At 69.9% G+C, this 15,857-nt stretch carries 15 protein-coding genes and 2 pseudogenes; 8 read left to right on the top strand and 9 right to left on the bottom strand.

Features of this window, described 5'->3' with window-relative positions; all coding sequences use genetic code 11:
- Positions 1–192: 192 nt before the first annotated feature.
- Entirely contained in the window at positions 193–318 is a 126-nt protein-coding gene (locus GC106_RS49140; RefSeq protein ID WP_281368802.1) for a hypothetical protein, read from the top strand.
- 28 nt (positions 319–346) lie between these two features.
- Here GC106_RS49140 and GC106_RS44950 read toward each other — a convergent pair whose 3' ends face one another.
- Together GC106_RS44950 and GC106_RS44945 are read right to left on the bottom strand one after the other, a co-directional pair.
- Positions 347–1,453 carry an FAD-dependent monooxygenase gene (locus GC106_RS44950; RefSeq protein ID WP_173142325.1) on the bottom strand — a complete coding sequence of 369 codons (1,107 nt, stop codon included), beginning with the start codon at positions 1,451–1,453 and terminating at the stop codon, positions 347–349.
- A gap of 23 nt (positions 1,454–1,476) precedes the next feature.
- On the bottom strand, positions 1,477–2,949 hold the full coding sequence (locus GC106_RS44945) for an MFS transporter (protein ID WP_173142324.1): 1,473 nt from the start codon (positions 2,947–2,949) through the stop codon (positions 1,477–1,479).
- Between the two features lie 133 nt (positions 2,950–3,082).
- On the opposite strand from GC106_RS44945, the gene GC106_RS44940 reads away from it, so the two are divergent.
- The 3 genes and pseudogenes from GC106_RS44940 to GC106_RS44930 form a co-directional block, all read left to right on the top strand.
- The gene (locus GC106_RS44940) at positions 3,083–4,018 is read left to right on the top strand and encodes a helix-turn-helix transcriptional regulator (protein ID WP_173142323.1); all 936 of its coding nucleotides are present in this window, start codon (positions 3,083–3,085) and stop codon (positions 4,016–4,018) included.
- Between the two features lie 49 nt (positions 4,019–4,067).
- Positions 4,068–4,290 (top strand): annotated as a pseudogene (locus GC106_RS48545) (transposase); the annotation flags it as partial.
- Positions 4,291–4,296: 6 nt separating this feature from the next.
- Positions 4,297–4,439: pseudogene (locus GC106_RS44930) on the top strand (cupin domain-containing protein); the annotation flags it as partial.
- On the opposite strand, the gene GC106_RS48540 reads toward GC106_RS44930, so the two are convergent.
- From GC106_RS48540 to GC106_RS44910, 4 genes are all read right to left on the bottom strand, one after another.
- Positions 4,432–5,031: a PucR family transcriptional regulator gene (locus GC106_RS48540; protein WP_246368265.1), complete on the bottom strand. Its 600-nt coding sequence runs from the start codon at positions 5,029–5,031 to the stop codon at positions 4,432–4,434. The pseudogene GC106_RS44930 and the gene GC106_RS48540 sit on opposite strands and share 8 nt — an antisense overlap.
- Positions 5,032–5,946: 915 nt before the next feature.
- Complete coding sequence (locus GC106_RS44920; RefSeq protein WP_217281761.1) at positions 5,947–7,092, bottom strand: NAD(P)/FAD-dependent oxidoreductase; 1,146 nt, start codon at positions 7,090–7,092, stop codon at positions 5,947–5,949.
- Between the two features lie 10 nt (positions 7,093–7,102).
- Complete coding sequence (locus tag GC106_RS44915) at positions 7,103–7,930, bottom strand: SDR family NAD(P)-dependent oxidoreductase (protein ID WP_173142321.1); 828 nt, start codon at positions 7,928–7,930, stop codon at positions 7,103–7,105.
- Entirely contained in the window at positions 7,927–9,036 is a 1,110-nt protein-coding gene (locus GC106_RS44910; RefSeq protein WP_173142320.1) for a trans-sulfuration enzyme family protein, read from the bottom strand. Before GC106_RS44910 ends, GC106_RS44915 begins: the two co-directional genes overlap by 4 nt.
- Before the next feature lie 153 nt (positions 9,037–9,189).
- Here GC106_RS44910 and GC106_RS44905 point away from each other — a divergent pair, with 153 nt between their 5' ends.
- On the top strand, positions 9,190–9,654 hold the full coding sequence (locus GC106_RS44905) for a MarR family winged helix-turn-helix transcriptional regulator (RefSeq protein WP_312873412.1): 465 nt from the start codon (positions 9,190–9,192) through the stop codon (positions 9,652–9,654).
- A gap of 209 nt (positions 9,655–9,863) precedes the next feature.
- Positions 9,864–10,679, top strand: coding sequence for an NAD-dependent epimerase/dehydratase family protein (locus GC106_RS44900; protein ID WP_173142319.1), 816 nt, complete (start codon positions 9,864–9,866; stop codon positions 10,677–10,679).
- Positions 10,680–11,024: 345 nt separating this feature from the next.
- On the opposite strand, the gene GC106_RS44895 is transcribed toward GC106_RS44900, so the two are convergent.
- The 3 genes from GC106_RS44895 to GC106_RS44885 form a co-directional block, all read right to left on the bottom strand.
- Positions 11,025–11,732 (bottom strand): TetR/AcrR family transcriptional regulator, encoded by a 708-nt coding sequence (locus GC106_RS44895; protein ID WP_173142318.1) that lies wholly within the window; start codon positions 11,730–11,732, stop codon positions 11,025–11,027.
- On the bottom strand, positions 11,725–12,984 hold the full coding sequence (locus GC106_RS44890; protein WP_173142317.1) for an FAD-dependent monooxygenase: 1,260 nt from the start codon (positions 12,982–12,984) through the stop codon (positions 11,725–11,727). Before GC106_RS44890 ends, GC106_RS44895 begins: the two co-directional genes overlap by 8 nt.
- A 459-nt stretch (positions 12,985–13,443) precedes the next feature.
- Entirely contained in the window at positions 13,444–14,055 is a 612-nt protein-coding gene (locus tag GC106_RS44885; RefSeq protein ID WP_312873411.1) for a TetR/AcrR family transcriptional regulator, read from the bottom strand.
- A 146-nt stretch (positions 14,056–14,201) separates the two neighbouring features.
- Here GC106_RS44885 and GC106_RS44880 point away from each other — a divergent pair, with 146 nt between their 5' ends.
- Together GC106_RS44880 and GC106_RS44875 are read left to right on the top strand one after the other, a co-directional pair.
- Positions 14,202–14,798: an NADPH-dependent F420 reductase gene (locus GC106_RS44880; protein WP_173142315.1), complete on the top strand. Its 597-nt coding sequence runs from the start codon at positions 14,202–14,204 to the stop codon at positions 14,796–14,798.
- A 4-nt stretch (positions 14,799–14,802) separates the two neighbouring features.
- Complete coding sequence (locus tag GC106_RS44875) at positions 14,803–15,804, top strand: zinc-binding alcohol dehydrogenase family protein (RefSeq protein ID WP_173142314.1); 1,002 nt, start codon at positions 14,803–14,805, stop codon at positions 15,802–15,804.
- The last annotated feature ends 53 nt before the right edge of the window (positions 15,805–15,857 follow it).

Here is a 15,857-nt window from a genome sequence, read left to right as displayed (position 1 = left end):
CCGTGTTTCAAATGCCCGATCGCGATAGCCGGGCCGGATGCGGCCCCTGACGCCACCGCGGGACCGCCCAAAGACAACCAGTATTCGCGGCGATCCCGCGGCGACGCCAGGAACCGCCCCGATCCCGACTCTCATCGACCGGGACATTCGAAACACGACCTAGACCGCGGGCCTTGGAGCGAGCGTAACGCGGTGGCGTTGGGCACCGGCAGTACGAACGCCTGCCCGCGGTTCTCCGAGGTGCCCGCACTCGCGGTCCGGTTCCGCTCGCCACCGCTTACCGCGCAGCAGATCGTTGCCGCCCACGCCCGGCTGTGAACTCTGCCCGTCCGCCGTCGAGGTCCGCTCATTGTGCGGCGCCACGGGGCGCGAACGAGTTGCTGAAGTGCCGGCCCGAGCGGACGAGTTGGCGGGCCGGATCGAGCCGGGCCGCTTCGTAGCGGCGCAGTGCGCCGGAAATGCTGCCCCGGTTCCCGTTGCCGCCGAGCGCTTCGGCAAGGGTGAGGGCGTCTTGCGCGGATGCGTCGAAGCCGCTGCCGGTCATCGGTGAGGGCAGGTGGGCCGCGTCGCCGACGAGGCACACACGTCCGGAAGCGAGTCGGTGCGGCAGGTATTCGCCGATCGGTGTGCCGATCACTGCTCGCCGGCGGATGCAGTCGACGATGGCTTCCCGCCATGGGCTGGGCCAGATTTCCTGTGCTTCGTCGGCTAGTTCGTCGAAGGTCGTGCCAGGCACGTCAGCCGCTCGGAGCGTGCGCTGGACAACATCGTCGATCACGGCTCCGCGGGCGCGCAGGAGGTCGTTGCGACTGGAGTCGTACCATCCCCAGCCGATTCGCCGCTTGCCCTGGGCGAGAGATCCGTCCGCTCCGGGCAGGTAGTAGGCGTTGAGGCAGTAGTCCTGTTTGTAGAGGATCGCGAGGTCCGACGGCCACGGGCGGGACCGGATCTCGCGTTCGTCGACCAGGCCGAGCCAGATAACGTATCCCGAGAAGGTCGCGTCGGGCGCCTCGGGGGCGATGTGACGACGGACGACGCTCGCGTGACCGTCGGCCCCGACGACGAGGTCCGCGCGCACGAACTCGCCGTCGTCGGTGACGACCCACGCCGATCGCTCGTCCTGGCCCACATCGGTCACCCGCACCGGCGACCGAAGGGAGATGCCGGGGTCGGCCTGTGCGGCGGAGCTGAGGCCGGCATGCACGTCGGCCCAGGCCTGGCCGCCCGACGGGAGGATGTCCTTCCCATCGGGTGAGCGCCGGCCCGTCAGGCGCTCCAGCAGTCCGTCGCTCACGGGCAGGGCGGCGCCAGTCCGGACCTTCCGGGTCGAGCGCTCCAGCATCGTCACCCGCAACCCGATGCGCGAGAGGGTCAGTGCGCTCATCAGTCCGGCCAGGGAGGCTCCGACGACGATGGCGGAACCACGTGTCCCTGGCTGGTGGTCCTTGGTCATGTGCTGTCTCCTGGAACCGTTGGTCATTGCGTTCCTGCGTGCGCTTCGTCGGCTTCGGTGTCATGGGATGTGCGCAACGCCCACGCGGTCAGAATCGCTCCGACGACCGCGAGCACGCCGAGGCCGATCACGACGACGTGCAAGGCGGCGGCGAACGCCTGCCCTGTCGGCACCGGCACCGGCCGGCCTTGCACCGCCGCGACCGCTTGCGCGGTCGAGGTGCGGGCGGCGGTGATCGAGATGAGCACCGCGGCGGTGGCCGCCACTGCGAGCGACTCGCCGGTGATCCGCATGGTGTTGAACATCCCCGCCGCCGCGCCGGCCTTGCCCACCGGAACCGCGCTGACGGCGGCGTTGTCCATCACCGAGAAGGCCATGCCGACGCCGACGCCGAAGAGCAGGAGGGGAAGTGCGGAAACCCACGTCGAGGTGTCGCGTTCCACCACGACGAGCCCGAAACTTCCCGCGGCGATCACGACCGGGCCGGCGACCAGCAAAGTCCGCATCGACCAGCGGGACGTCAGCCATCGGGCAGCCAGTGGCACCAGCAGCACGGGGAGTTCGAGTGGGGTCAGCTCGACCGCGGCTCGCCACGGGCTGGCGCCACCGCTCTGCAGGAAGACGGGAAGGAAGACGTTCAACGCGGCCAATCCGAACGTTACCGAGAAAGGCAGGCACATCAGCGCCGTGAACGCGGGACGGCGGAACAGGCGGACGTCGAACATCGGATGGCTGCTGCGGAGCTCGACCAGGACGAACGCGCCGAGCAGAAGGATCGTCGCCACGAACGCCAGCAGAGTCCACACATTCGACCACCCCGCCTCACCGGCCTGGATGAACCCCAGGGACAGCACGAGCAACGCGCCACCGAAACAGGCCATGCCGGGCAGGTCCGGGCGAGGCGCGGACGGGTCGCTGGACTCCCGTGCATAGCGGGATGCGACGAAGGCGATGGCAGCTCCGAGTGCGATCACCACGAAGATCGACCGCCACCCCAGCGGAGCGAGTGCGCCGGCGACCAGGGGGCCTGCGGCGGTCCCGCCACCGAAACTGGCGCCGAGAAACCCGAACACGCGAACTCGCCGCGGCCCGGACGTGGCGTGTGCGAGCACGGCCGAGCCTGCGGAAACCGTGGCGCCGGCGGCCAGGCCCTGTACGCCTCGCAGCACGTCGATGACCAGGATGTCGGACGAGACGGCGATCAGTGCCATCGCCAGCCCGAACGTCGCGATGCCGATGCGCAGGACGAGCCGACGCCCGAAGCGGTCCGCCAGGCTACCGGTGGCGAGCACGGTGGCGGCGAAGATCGCGTTGTAGGAGTTCTGCACCCACTGGGTGCCGGCCGATGAAGCGTTCAGGTCGGCCGCCATGTCAGGCAGGACGATCGCCGGTCCCGTCACGGCGAAGGGCAGGAAAAAGGAAGCGAGAAGGACGGCGCCGATCGACGCTCGAGTCGCAGTCGCCGAGACCGTCGGCGCGCGGGGATCTGAATCCATGCTCCCAGAGTCGAAGATCCGGGAGCGTCCATTCAGGGCCGCTACGTACCACGGGGCGCCCGACCAGGGTATTGGCGAGCCTGGGTACTCGCATGACCACCCAATGCCGGCCTCTCGATGGCAGGCTGGCGGAATGACCGCGACAACGCCTGGCAACTGGAAGTCCGAGCTGGGGGAGTTCCTCCAAGCTCGAAGGGCTGCCGTGTCGCCGGCCTCGGCCGGACTGCCGGACACCGGCCGACGCCGGGTGCCGGGGTTGCGCCGTGAGGAGCTGGCCGCTCTCGTCGGCGTGTCGACGGACTACTACGTGCGGCTTGAGCAGGGCCGCGGTGGCCGCCCCAGCGAATCGCTGCTCGATTCCATCGCCCGTGTCCTCCTGCTCGACGACACGCAACGCGCCCACCTGTACGACCTGGCACGCCCCCGGCCCCGCCGTGCGCGGCGCGCGGTCAAAGAGCGCATGCCCGACGTGACGCGCCAGTTCCTGGAGACTCTCACCGTGCCGGCACTGGTCATGACTCGGACGATGCAGGTGATCGGCTGGAACCCCCTCGCGTGTGCGGTCTTCACCGATTACGCAGCCCGGCCCGAAGCCGAGCGGAACTCGGCGTGGCTGCTGTTCCTTGACGAGGAAATCGCTGCCCGGCACCGGGATTGGGAGGCGTCGGCACGCGGCACCGTCGGCATCCTGCGGAAGACCGCGGGTGAAGACCCCGGCAACTCCCGGCTCGCCGCGCTGGTCGGCGAACTGGCCGTCCGCAGCGAGACGTTCCGGCGGCTGTGGGCCGAGCACCACGTCTTCGAGAAGACCACCGGGGTCAACCTCATGCGGCACCCCGACGTCGGGGACATCGACCTGTCGTACATCGCCTGGACGACGCCGGGCGCGCCCGACCAGATGCTGGTCACCTACCTGGCCGAGCCGGGATCGAAATCCGCGGAGGCCCTGCGGATCCTCGGGTCGATGGCCGCCTCCTACCAGGGGACCGGTCGCGGCGACGTCCATACCCGGCGCCCCGCGCGGTCGGAGGACGAAACGCGCGAACAGTGGCCCGCTCAAGACGTCTGAGAGCGTGTCTTACGTGGTGATCAGTCGGTGATGAGCGATGGTCTCGGCTGTGGTTGATCGGCTGCCGGTGCGGTTGGTGCCGGGTGAGTCGTGGGAGCTAACGCCGGCCGCTGCTCCCGGCGTTCGAGCCGCGTCCGCAGGGCGGTGGCACTGCCCCGGTGGACGCCAGCGCGGTGTTCACCGCGATCGTGTACGTGCTGGCCAGCGGATGCGCGTGGCGGGATCTGCCGCCGTCGTTCGGGATGCCGTTCCAGACCGCACAGCGCCGCTTCAATCAGCGCGTCGGCGAACGGCGCGCGCTCGCGAATCCGGGGCTCGGTGGCAGACCGTACGCGACACCGACGCTGTGGGCCGCCATCCAGTACCTGATGCCCGGCGAGGACGCCCCGAGCACCGGCACGCGCGGAATGCCTTCAGGTTCCGGCAACTGTCGAGGCGGTCGTGCCGGGTAGTAGTCCGAGCAGGGCGGCGACGCGCAGTCCGAGGGTGAGGTCGAACCTGGTGTCGCCGTCGCGCAGGTTGGCTCCGGTGATGTCGGCGATCCGGTCGATGCGGTAGTAGAGCGTGGAGCGGTGCAGGTGTAGTGCTTCCGCGGCTGATCGGGCGTCGCCGCCAGTGCGGAGGTAGGCGTCAAGGGTGGTGATGAGTTCGCCGCGGTCGAGTTCGATGAGTGTGCGCAGCCCGGGGTGGAGGTTGGCGATGAGGTTCTCGTCGCCGACCTGGTGGCCGGCGAGTCTGGCCAGCAGTCGCCAGGGGCCGATGTCCGTCCACGACAGCAGTCCGTTGCCGTTGCCGGTCACCTGGGCCACCCAGGCCGCCACGCGGGCGCGGTCGTAGGCGTGGGGGATCTGGTCGAGGGAGACGGGTGCTCCGCCGGTACCCACGGCTGTCGGTGCGGTGAAGCAGGACCGCAGGGCGGTTTGGACGGCCTGCGCGACCGCGGTCTCGGTGACCGGTGCCGCGGGGTCGAGCAGCACGGCCAGCACGCCGGGCCGGTTGCCCAGGTGCACCATCCAGTGCACCGGCAGCCGCAGGTGCGGTAGCCGGTCCTGGACTTTCAGGGCCAGGTCGATCAGGTCGCCGCTGCCGGCCGTGACGTCCGGGCGTTCGAACGCCGCCACGATCACCTGGCTGTCCGGTGGCAGGTTCTGGGCCGTGGTCAATGAGGTGACCAGGTCGGTCTCCTCGTAGTCGCTGCCCAGCAGCCGTGCCAGTACCAGCTGTTTCGCCTGCTCGGCCGTTCGGCGCCGGCGTCGCTGGGCGTCGAACGTGGTCGCGATGAACAAGGCGCTGCGCTCGGCGGCAGCGACCTGCTCGGGTGACAGCGAACCTTCCGGTGCCAGCACCCACAGGTAGGCGAGCAGGGTGCGGCCCTGGCGGACGGGCACGCACAGTCGCGGCTCCGCCTTCCACTCGGGCAGCGCCGGTGTCCACATCGGCCTTCTCGCGGAGCTGATCCCCAGGCTCAGGTAGGCGCGCAGAAACCCGGGCTCCACACCCCGGTGCAGGATCACGTGCAGCCGGGCGCCGTCGATGTCGTCGGGTTGCCTGCTGTACACGATCGGTCTCAGTTCGGTGTCCTCCAGGATCACCGGGCGGCCCAGCACCGCTTCCAGCAGATCGACGCTCTGCTGAAGGCCTTCACCCAGGAGTTCGGCCTCGTCCGCTGCGGTCACCGCGCCAGTGTAGGTCGCTCGCACGGCTGTGACGGCCGTGCGAGCGAGCGCTGTCGTGGTGTCGCGGCGGATCCGATGTCCCAGGGCGAACGAAGCCGCGCTTCCGCGGCGACCCGGTTCGGCAGTCACTGTTGGCGCTCCCCGAACGTCTCAAGATGCACCGCCGTGTCCCGTCAACGGCAGGTGTGCCGATCTGGCCGGACGTGAAGACCCACTCGCCGCGCGATCGGTGGTGGCCCAACGGGATTGTCGTCAGAAGACCAGCGATGTCGCGGCAAGTCCGGCGTTGCCGAGCCGGTCGATCCTCAGCGGGTCGATGTCGACGCTGACGGCCCGGCCGCCGACGATCTCCTCGGCGGTCACCTTGCCCACCATCGGCGCCTGCATCACGCCGTGGCCGGAGAAGCCGCAGGCGTTGACCCACGTCGGCGTACCGGGCATCGCACCGAGGAACGGGCGGTGGTCCGGGGTGACCTCGTAGGTGCCCGCCCAGGAGGCGGTGTTGTCGATGGGAACGTCCGCCAGCCACGGGAACCGCTCGACACCGAGTTCCAGCGCGGTCTCCATCCAGCGCCAGTCCATCCGCGTGCTGTAGCCGGCCTTCTCGTCCGGGTTCGCGCAGCCCATCAGCAACCGGGAACCTTCGCTGCGCAGGTAGAACCCGGTGCGGACGTCGATGGTCATCGGCAGCTGCCCCGAGACCCCGTCTGGTGTGCTGGCGAAGATCATCCGCCGGACGTGCCCGACCGGAACGGACAGGTTCGCCAGCGCCGCGACCTCGCCCGCCCAGCCACCCGCCGCGTTCACGACGTAGCGGGCGCGCAGCTCCGTCGTCGGTGTGGTGAGCGTCCACTCGTCACCGAGGTGTTCGATGGCGCGGACCGGCTGCCGGAAGCCGACGATGACACCCAGCTGCCGGGCCAGGTCGAGATAGGTCGTGGTGACCAGGTGCGGATCGACTACGCCGTCGTCTCGGCCCCAGGTGCAGCCACCGAGGCCGGCTGTGTCGAAAGAGGTGTGCCGTTGGGCGTCCTGAGGGGTGAGGACGTCGACGTCGGCGCCGAGTGAGCGTTGCAACGCCACCGCCGCCAACTGCTGCTCCCAGCGGTCCTCGGGTACGAGCAGGAGGTAGCCCGATGCCCGGTAGCCGACGTCCACGCCGTGCCGGGACTCGAAGTCGCGGTAGATCTTGATGCTCTCCCAGGAGAGCTGGATGTTGGTGATGTCGGCCCACTGCGTGCGGATCGAGGCGAACGAGCGGCCGGTGCTCTCCATGGCCGGTCCCTCGTTGGCCTCCAGCAGGGCGACGCGCGCGCCCTGGGCGGCCAGGTGGTAGGCGCAGCTGGCACCCATGATGCCGGCGCCGATGACGACGACGTCGGCTTGCCTTCCGGACACATGCGCCTCCTCAGCCGGTCGTGGTGGAGTCGTCCTGCGGTACCTCGGGGAAGGCGCTCACCGGGAAGGTCTCGATCTGTGGGCTGCGCTGTTGCACCAGCACGCCGCCGTCGACCACGAGCCGTGTACCGGTCACGTAGCGGGCGTCCTCGGAGGCGAGGAAGACCGCCGGCCCGGCGAGGTCCTCCGCGACGCCACCGCGGCCCAGCGGAATCGTCTCGTCGCGGCGGCGCAGCGACTCGGTGGTCTCGTCCTGACCGGTCGCGATCAGGCCCGGCACGAGCGTGTTGACGCGGACGCCGTACGGGCCCAGTTCGAGCGCCAGCCCGCGGGTGACGGCCTCGATGCCGCCCTTGGAGGCGTCGTAGGCGATCATGCCGCGGTGTGACCTGGTCGCACCGCCGCTGGAGACGTTGATGATGCTGCCGGAACGCTTGCGCGCCATGATGGGCGCGGCGTGCCGGACGCACAGGTAGTGGCTCTTGAGGTTCGTGGTCAGGTACCGGTCCCACCACTGCTCGTCGGTGTCCAGGAAGTGTCTGCTCGGCCCCATCACGGCGGCGTTGTTCACCAGGACGTCGACAGTGCCGAACTCGTCGAGCGTCACCTCGAACAGCGTGTCGACCGAGGTGGACACACCGACGTCGGTGCCCACGGCGACGGCGGTCGCCCCGGACGCGCCGATGCTTTCGGCGGTCTCCTTCGCGGCGGGCTCGTCGATGTCGGCGACGACGACGCAGGCGCCTTCGGCCGCGTACCGCCGGGCGATCGCGCTTCCGATGCCCCTGGCCGCTCCGGTGACGATCGCGACCTTCCCGTCCAGCTGTCGATGGTTCATTCGGCTTCCTTCGTCAGGGCGTTGTCGAGGTCGTTCCACAGGTCCGTCACGTGCTCGCCGCCGATGCTGAGCCGCAGCAGGGACTCCGGCGCGGAGGACCCGGTGTACCGGGCCCGGCGGTCGATCAGACTTTCAATTCCGCCAAGGCTTTTCGCGTGCGTGAACACCCGCACCCCGCGGCACACCGACTCGGCGAAGTCGGCCCCGGCGGGTAGTTCGATCGAGAGCATCGCGCCGAAGCCGTCCATGAAGCGCCTGGCCCGCTCGTGGCCGGGATCACCGGGCAGCCCGGGGTAGTGCACCTTGCCGACCGCCGGGTGCGCCGACAGCCGCTCGGCCAGTTCGAGTGCCGTCCGTTGCGCGGCGTCCAGGCGCAGCGGCAGCGTGCGCAGTCCGCGCAGCGCCAGGTACGACTCGATCGCGCCGGGCGTTGCGCCGAGCTGTGCGCGCACGTGCCGCAGCTTGGCGTCGAGGTGGTCCTCACGGGTGGTCACCACGCCCAGGAGCAGGTCGCTGTGCCCGCCGATGAACTTGGTCGCGCTGTGCATCGAGAAGTCCGCGCCGAGCGCGAGCGGCCGCTGCAGCAGCGGGGTGGCGAACGAGGAGTCGACCGCCACGAGCACGTCCCGGTCGCGCAACGCCGCGCAGATCCGGTCCAGCTCGGCGATCTCGATCATGGGATTGCTCGGGCTTTCCAACCACAACAGGTCCGCGTCCTCGCACGCCTCCAGGGTCGCCTCGGTGTCCGAGGTGTCGACGGACGTGAGCGTGATGCGCCCGCTGTCGGCCCGCTCCCGCAACAGGCCGCGGGTCCAGGCGTACCCGGCGGCCGGTCCCACCACCTTCGCGCCGGCGGGCAGTGTCTCGATGATCGCCGTGCTCGCCCCGATTCCCGAGGCGAAGGACACCGACCGGCCGCCGTCCAGGGCGCCGACGGCCTCCTCGAAGGCCTCCCAGGCCGGAGCGCCCTGTTCCCTGGCGTAGCTGCCGCCGTGGAAGCTCGACGCGAGGGTCAGCGGAGGGTTGAGGGGAGCGCCCGGCGCGCGTGGGCCACGTCCGGCGTGGATCGCCACGGTGGACGGGTGCAGCGCTACGTCGTCGTTCATACCGGAAAAACTAGGTGCCGGGCACAGCCGGTCTCCTCGTGCAGCTGTCGGAAAACAGGTCGTCGACTTCGGACAGCGGCTCGACGACCATCGCGTCAGGACCGCTCACGACCACGCTTGACGGTCCTTCCAGGTGGCCCGCATAGTAGTTAGGTGGCTGACAAACAGGCTGATCCTCACCACGAGAGCGCTGGGGCGTGGGCGAAGAAGTACCACCTGGCAACCCGCATGATGATGGAGTCTGTGCTGCGGCCCCACGACCTGGGACCGACGCAGTGGTACGTCCTGTACCAGCTCGCGACGGTCGGGCCCACCTCGCAGCGGGACATGGGCCTGCTGCTGCAGGTGGAGCGCGCGACGCTCACCGGAGTGGTGGCGGCCCTGGTGCGCAAGGGCTTGGTGGAGCAGACGACCGATCCCGCTGATCAGCGCCAGAAGGTGCTGACGATCACCAAGGCCGGCAAGGCGTTGTGGCGCAAGCTTCCCGACCCGATAGCGCTCATCCTCGAGACCGCCTTCGCGGACGAGTCCGAGGCCGACATCGCCACCACCGCGCGCGTGTTGCGCACCGCCACCGGACGCCTCACCGAGTGGCTGTCCAAGGGAGACGACGCGTGATCGTGGTGAACCCGAGGAAGGCCTGCGGGTGATGCTGTGCGAGTGCCGCAGCCTGTCTGCTAGGCGGCTGACGAGTTGGAGTTCGCCAGCTGCCTGGCAATCCGTCAAGAGCTCTGGATCACGTCGCTCTCGGAGGCCGGCTTGACACTTCGTTAGGTGCCTAGCATTATTTGTTAGGTAACTAGCAATCAGTCGCAGCGAGGAACACCATGACGATCCTGCTCACCGGAGTCACCGGCCTCGTGGGAGCCCGCCTGCTGCCGCGCCTCGTCGACGCCGGCATCGACTGCCGCGCCCTCGTGCGTCCCGGCCGCTCCGTTCCCGACGGCGTCGCCGCGGTGGAGGGCGACGTCCTCGACCCGCAGTCGCTCGCCCGCGCGGTCGACGGCGTCTCGGCGATCGTGCACCTGGCCGCCGTCCTGCGCACTCCGGACCCCGCGCGGATCGAGGAGGTGAACGTCCGGGGAACGAGGAACCTCATCGCCGCGGCCCAGGAGGGCGCTCCTCTGGCGCGGTTCGTCATGGCCAGCACCGGCCTGGTCTACGGCCCCGGCCTCGACCGCCCCGCGCGGGAAAAGGACCCGGCCGAGGCTCCGATGCCGTACCCGGTCAGCAAGGTCAAAGCCGAGAAGGCCCTCCGCGAGAGCGGCCTGAACTGGAGCGTGCTGCGCCTGGCCTTCGTCTACGGCGACGCGGACGACCACCTGCGGTCCGCTCCCGCGCTGCTCGGCAACTGGAACTGGCACCCCGCCCAGCGGCTCAGCCTGGTTCACCACCGCGACATCGCCACCGCGGTGCTGCTCGCGCTGACCGGGGCGATGGACGGCCGTGTCGTCAACATCGGCGATGAGTCCCCGACCTCCGTGTACGAGATCGCCGGCATCGTCGGCGCCGACTACCAGGCCTCCGCGGAACCGCTCACCGACCCTTGGATGGGTCAGATGGACGTCACACTGGCCCGGCAGCTCGGGTTCCGGCCGAGCGTGCCGACCGTCTACCAGGCCGCGCGCGAAGGTGCTCTGTGACAGCCGCGTCCAGGTGACCGTGCCGGCACGCGAGTGCTCGGATCGCCCGCGGGCGGCGGCTCGGGACGAGATCAGCGTGGCGGGACCGCCGCCACGCGGAGAAGTGCGTGACCGGTCATGCTCGTCGGGCGTGCGGTGGTGAGGCGGGCGCCACGCACTCGTGGAACCTCTGCCGCCGCCGGGTCGGTTCGGCGTTGGTGCGCCGGGGATCAGGTCGAGCCGGCGAGGGTCACGAGCGGGAAACCCGCGTGGACGCGGGTTTTCCGGGCACCGGACGTGCAAGCACTCTCGACCCAGGGGATCGGCCGGGCCGGCCGATCCCCTCGCGTCCGCTGGCGTCGCGCTCTACCTCGGGGCGACAGGCTGGGAGAGGAGCTCCAGGACGACCGCCCGCTTTTCGCCGAGGGTGCGGATGCCTTCGGCGGCGGTGGCTCGCACCTGTTGCGGGGTGGCTCGTTCCGGTCCGAGCAGGGCGGTGACGGCGGCGGCGAGCACTCGTCCGGGGTCGTCGACCTGTGGTGCGGGCCTGCGGGTGGTGGTCAGCTTGAACCCGGAGACGAGCGAGTCGAGTGCCAGGGCCTGGTCGCCGAGGTGCCAGTCGGTCCTGGCCAGGTCGTTGGCGCGCCAGATCGGCAGGATCTGGCGCATGACGGCGTCCGGTCCGAGGGTGTCGAGCAGGGTCGCGGATCGTGGGTCGTCGGTCATGGCGCCGAGCAGCTCCTCGTCGTTGCCGCTCAAGGCGCTGACGTACGGGTGTGCCGCGGTGGCCCGGAGCATGTTCACGCACAGCCGGGAAGGGCGAGCCAGGTCGGGATCGTCGGTGACGGCTACGACGATCTCGTCGGCGAGTGACAGGAAGTCCCGGCAGACGAGGTCGAGCAGCAGGTCTTCCTTGGTCTTCCAGTACAGGTAGACGGTGCCTTTGCCGATGTGCGCCTTGCGCGCCACCTCGGCGATCGTGACGCCTCTGCTGCCGCGGGCGAGCACGAGCTCACCTGCGGCGGCGAGGACGCGCGCCGCCTTGGACGGGAGGTGTCCGGCCGGCTCAGGCAACTCTTGTCTCCTCCGGAGGGCTGACTGGGTCGCCCAGGATTTTGCCAACAATGTCCGCGCCTTTGTACTTGATAACCTCGTCGAACCGCATGATCCGGTCGGCGAGCCGCTTGCCGAGCCTCGACCTGCCGAGCAGGGGGATGGCGCGGCGCAGCTGGATCTGCGCGTGGTTGTCGGGGACGAAGATCTTGCGGTCGTCGGGCGCGGTGTCCTGGTAGTGGGTGATGTAGGGGCGCAGCCCGCGTTCCCACTCGGTCAGGGCCGTCGCGATGTCGCCGGGGTGGCGTTCGAGCATCGTGCCGAGCACGTCGGCTCCGGCCAGCGCGGACGAGACACCCATGCCGGAGTAGAGCGTGACGCACCAGGCGGAGTCGCCGACCAGGATCACCCGGCCGTTGTGCCAGCTGTCCATGTGCACCTGTTCGACCGAGTCGAACAGGACGGCGTCGGCGGTGTCGAGCGCGTCGAGGACCGAGCCGAGTGTGCCGCCGGGTGGCTGCGGGCCGAAAGCCGCGCGGACGCTCTGGGCGATCGGCCGGGTGAACTCCGCGTCCACGTCGTCGGTGCGGTAGCTGAGCAGGATGGTCGGGTCGCGGTCGGCGAACGCGAAGACCCACATCGACCGATCGGGCTCCAGCAGGGTTGCTCCCTGTCCCGGGGTCAGTCCGGCGGGCACGCCGGGGTACTCGAACGCGGCGAGCATGAACCCCATCCGCCTGAGGTACCGCTCATGCGGGCCGAAGGCGAGTGAGCGAACCGTCGAGCGCAGCCCGTCCGCGCCCACGACCAGGTCGAACCGCTCGGTGGTGGTGCTGCCGGTCACCGTGTCGCGCAGCGTCACGTCCACTCCGTCGGCGTCCTGGCTGATGGCTATGGGTCCGGTGGAGAAGCGCACCTCCACGTCCTCGGGCAACGCGGCGAACGCCGCCTCCTCGACGTCTCCGCGCACCATCAGCCACGGCTTGCCGGGCAGGTCGGCGTACGTCATGCCCGGCCTCGTGCCGCCTTTCCTGTCGATGGACAGACCCGGCAGCGGCGATGCGCGGTTGGGCACCTGGTCGAGGATGCCCAGGCGGCGTGCGGCCGCCTGGCCGGCGCCGAACAGCGCCACGAAGTAGCCGCCCGACCGCCGCTGCGGCGCGCGTTCGACGAGGACCGGAGTCCATCCGGCTCGGTGCAACCGCGCCGCGGTGGCGAGTCCGCCGATACCCATGCCGACGATCAGGACCCGTCCTTGCTTGTTTCGGTTCATACAAAAAGCGTACTGACCAATCTGGTCATCTGGTCAGTCTGTGGTGTGCGTCATAGTTCGCACGGCTCCGTGGCGACGGCCTCATGGCGCGTGAGTGAGCGCGCGGCCCGCCCGAACTGATGGCAAGGCGTGCGGACGGGGTTTCGGCACCTACACGCGCCGGGCAGCTGATCGCGCGGTTCGGCCTGCTGGCCACCCGGTCGGTGGAACGCGGAACACTGCCGCAGTTGCACGCCGCAACCGCCTCGGGCGTACGAGGCGGCCAGTTCTTCGGCCCGGCGCTAGGTGAGGAATGCGGCCGCGCGACCGAGGCCCGCCTCAGCCATCGGAGGGCGGCTCTGGGCAGCGACCGAGGAACTGACCGGCATCAGCTACCTCTGAGGCACCCACCGTTCCCTCGACGGGACACTCCTGCCCTCTCGCCAAGGCGTTGCAGGACCCACATCGCCCGCCGGGCGGTCAGAGCTTCTTGAGCCGCCGCCGATTGACCGTCAGCACCTCGTCCGACAGGTCCGGGGCGGCGTCGGCGACCGCCCGGGAGAGGACCAGCGCGCCGACCATCTGGCTGAACATCGCCACCGCGCGCTCGCGGGCTTCGGCGGGAGTGAGTTCGGTGCCGGACTGGCGTGCGCGGTCGAGCAGCATGTCGGTGATGGTGGCGAAATAGCCGTCGAGCCCGCGCCGGTATTCGGCCTGGGCGGCGGCGCCGTGGCGGCCGGCGTCGGTGACGAAGGCGGCTGAGGCGCAGCCGATCTCGGGGTGGTCGCGGTGCTCGGCGTTGACGTACCCGTCGACCATGTCGTGCAGGGCCGCGCGCGCCGAGCGGGGATGCGCTTCGCGGATGGCGTCGAGCGCCGCGAGCGAGTCGGTGAAGCCCTGGTGGAGAACTTCGAGAGCGAGGTCGTCCTTCGAGGCGAAGTGGTTGTAGAACCCGCCGTGCGTCATGCCGGCCGACTTCATCAGCTCCTCGATGCCGATGCCGTCGATGCCGCGCAGCCGGAATCCCGCGCCGGCCGCGTTGACGATCTTCTCGTGGTTGAGCCGCTTCTGCTCTTGCGTGATGCGGGGCACGTCGACCACCTTCCTGGCGAGATCGCTTCTGATGATACTCATCATCAAACCGAGTGTCCACGGAGGAGTCCGGCTTGACATTTAATGATGACGTCTACAATCATAAATTATGATGACGGACGTCATCGAAGACTGAAGGGACAGTCATGAACTTCGGAACCATCGGCGCCGGGACGGTCGCGCAGGCGATCGCCGGCCACCTCGTGACGGCCGGCCACAAGGTGACGCTCAGCAACAGCCGCAGCCCGGACACCCTGCTCGACGTCGTGACCCGGCTGGGCCCGCTCGCGAGCGCGGGAACGGCCGACGAAGCGGCCGCAGCCGATATGGTCTTCCTCGCCGTGAGGTGGCCGCAGGTCGGTGACGCGCTGGCCGGGCTGCCCGAGTGGGACGGCCGCATCCTGGTCGACACCACCAACAACCTGGAGTCGATGCGGCCGACCGTCGCCGACCTCGGGGTGGAGACGGCGAGCGAGTTCGTGGCCGATCGTGCGCCGGGCGCGCGCGTGGTCAAGGCCTTCAACACCCTCTACGCCCAGTACATCGCCGCCGACCCCCGGCACGCGGAAGGTCGGCAGCTGCTGTTCTACGCCGGTGACGACGAGGCCGCCAAGGCGGATTTCCACACCGTCGCCGACACCATCGGGTTCGCGCCGGTCGACGCCGGGACGCTGCGCGATGGCGGCCGCCTGATGCAGATCGGCGGCCCGCTCTCGGCGCTGCACGCCCTGAGGCAGGGCTGAAGCCGTGAAGGCGCTCGCCTACGAGAAAGCGCACACGCTCGACGCGTTCGCCATCACTCCGGCCGAGGTCGCCGAGCCTCGGCTACGCGACGGTGACCTGCTGGTCGAAGTCCGTGCGATCGGCATCAACCCGGGCGAAGCCGCGATCCGGCAGACGCGCAGCGCCGAGCCCGGCGGGCGGCTCGTACTCGGCTGGGAATTCGCCGGGGTCGTCGCCGCGGCCGGGCCCGCGGCCACCGGATTCGCGGTCGGGGACCGGGTGATGGGCACCGGCGACTTCACCCGCGACGGCAGCTGGGCCGAGCGCGTCGCGGTCGACCACCGGGTGGTGGCCAAGATCCCGGACCGGCTCGCGTTCACCGACGCCGCATCGCTGCCCATCGGTGTCCTCACGGCCTGGGAATCGCTGTTTCGCGACCAGGATGCGTTGCCGCCCGGTGTCGGCCGCGTGCTCGTCGTCGGCGGAGCCGGCGGCGTCGGGTCGATGGCCACGCAACTGCTCAAGGCCATGACACCGGCCTTCGTGATCAGCACGGCCTCGCGGCCCGAGTCGCGGAAGTGGGCGACGGCGATGGGCGCCGACCTGGTCGTCGACCACCGCGGCGACCTGGCCGGACAGCTCCGCACGGCCGGGATCAATCACGTCGACCTGGTGTTTTCGACCTCGGGCACCAGCGGCCACCTGGGGGCGATCGTCGAGGTGCTGCGCCCCTTCGGTCACCTGGCCGCCATCGACCTCACCGGCCCCGTCGACCTGGGGGCCTTCACGGGCAAGTCGCTGTCGCTGCACAGCGAGATGGTGTTCAGCAAGATCGTGGCCGGCGGTGACGTCGGCAGCCAGGGCCGCATCCTCGCCCGGGCGGCGGACGACGTCGCGGCGGGCCGGCTGCGCCCGATCGTCACCACCACGCTCGAGGGCCTGACCGCCGAGACCATGAAGACGGCGCACGCCCTCGCCGAGAGCGGCCGGACCATCGGAAAGACCGTGATCCGGGTGACCGGCTGAAGCCGGTGAACCACGGCGGCGCGTGAAAACCCCTCAATGAAAGGAAATTCTCT

It is taken from the genome of Kibdelosporangium persicum, assembly GCF_013280595.1.
Lineage (GTDB): Bacteria > Actinomycetota > Actinomycetes > Mycobacteriales > Pseudonocardiaceae > Kibdelosporangium > Kibdelosporangium persicum.
The sequence above is the reverse complement of the archived record's forward strand: the minus strand, read 5'-3'. Positions and strand labels throughout refer to the sequence as shown.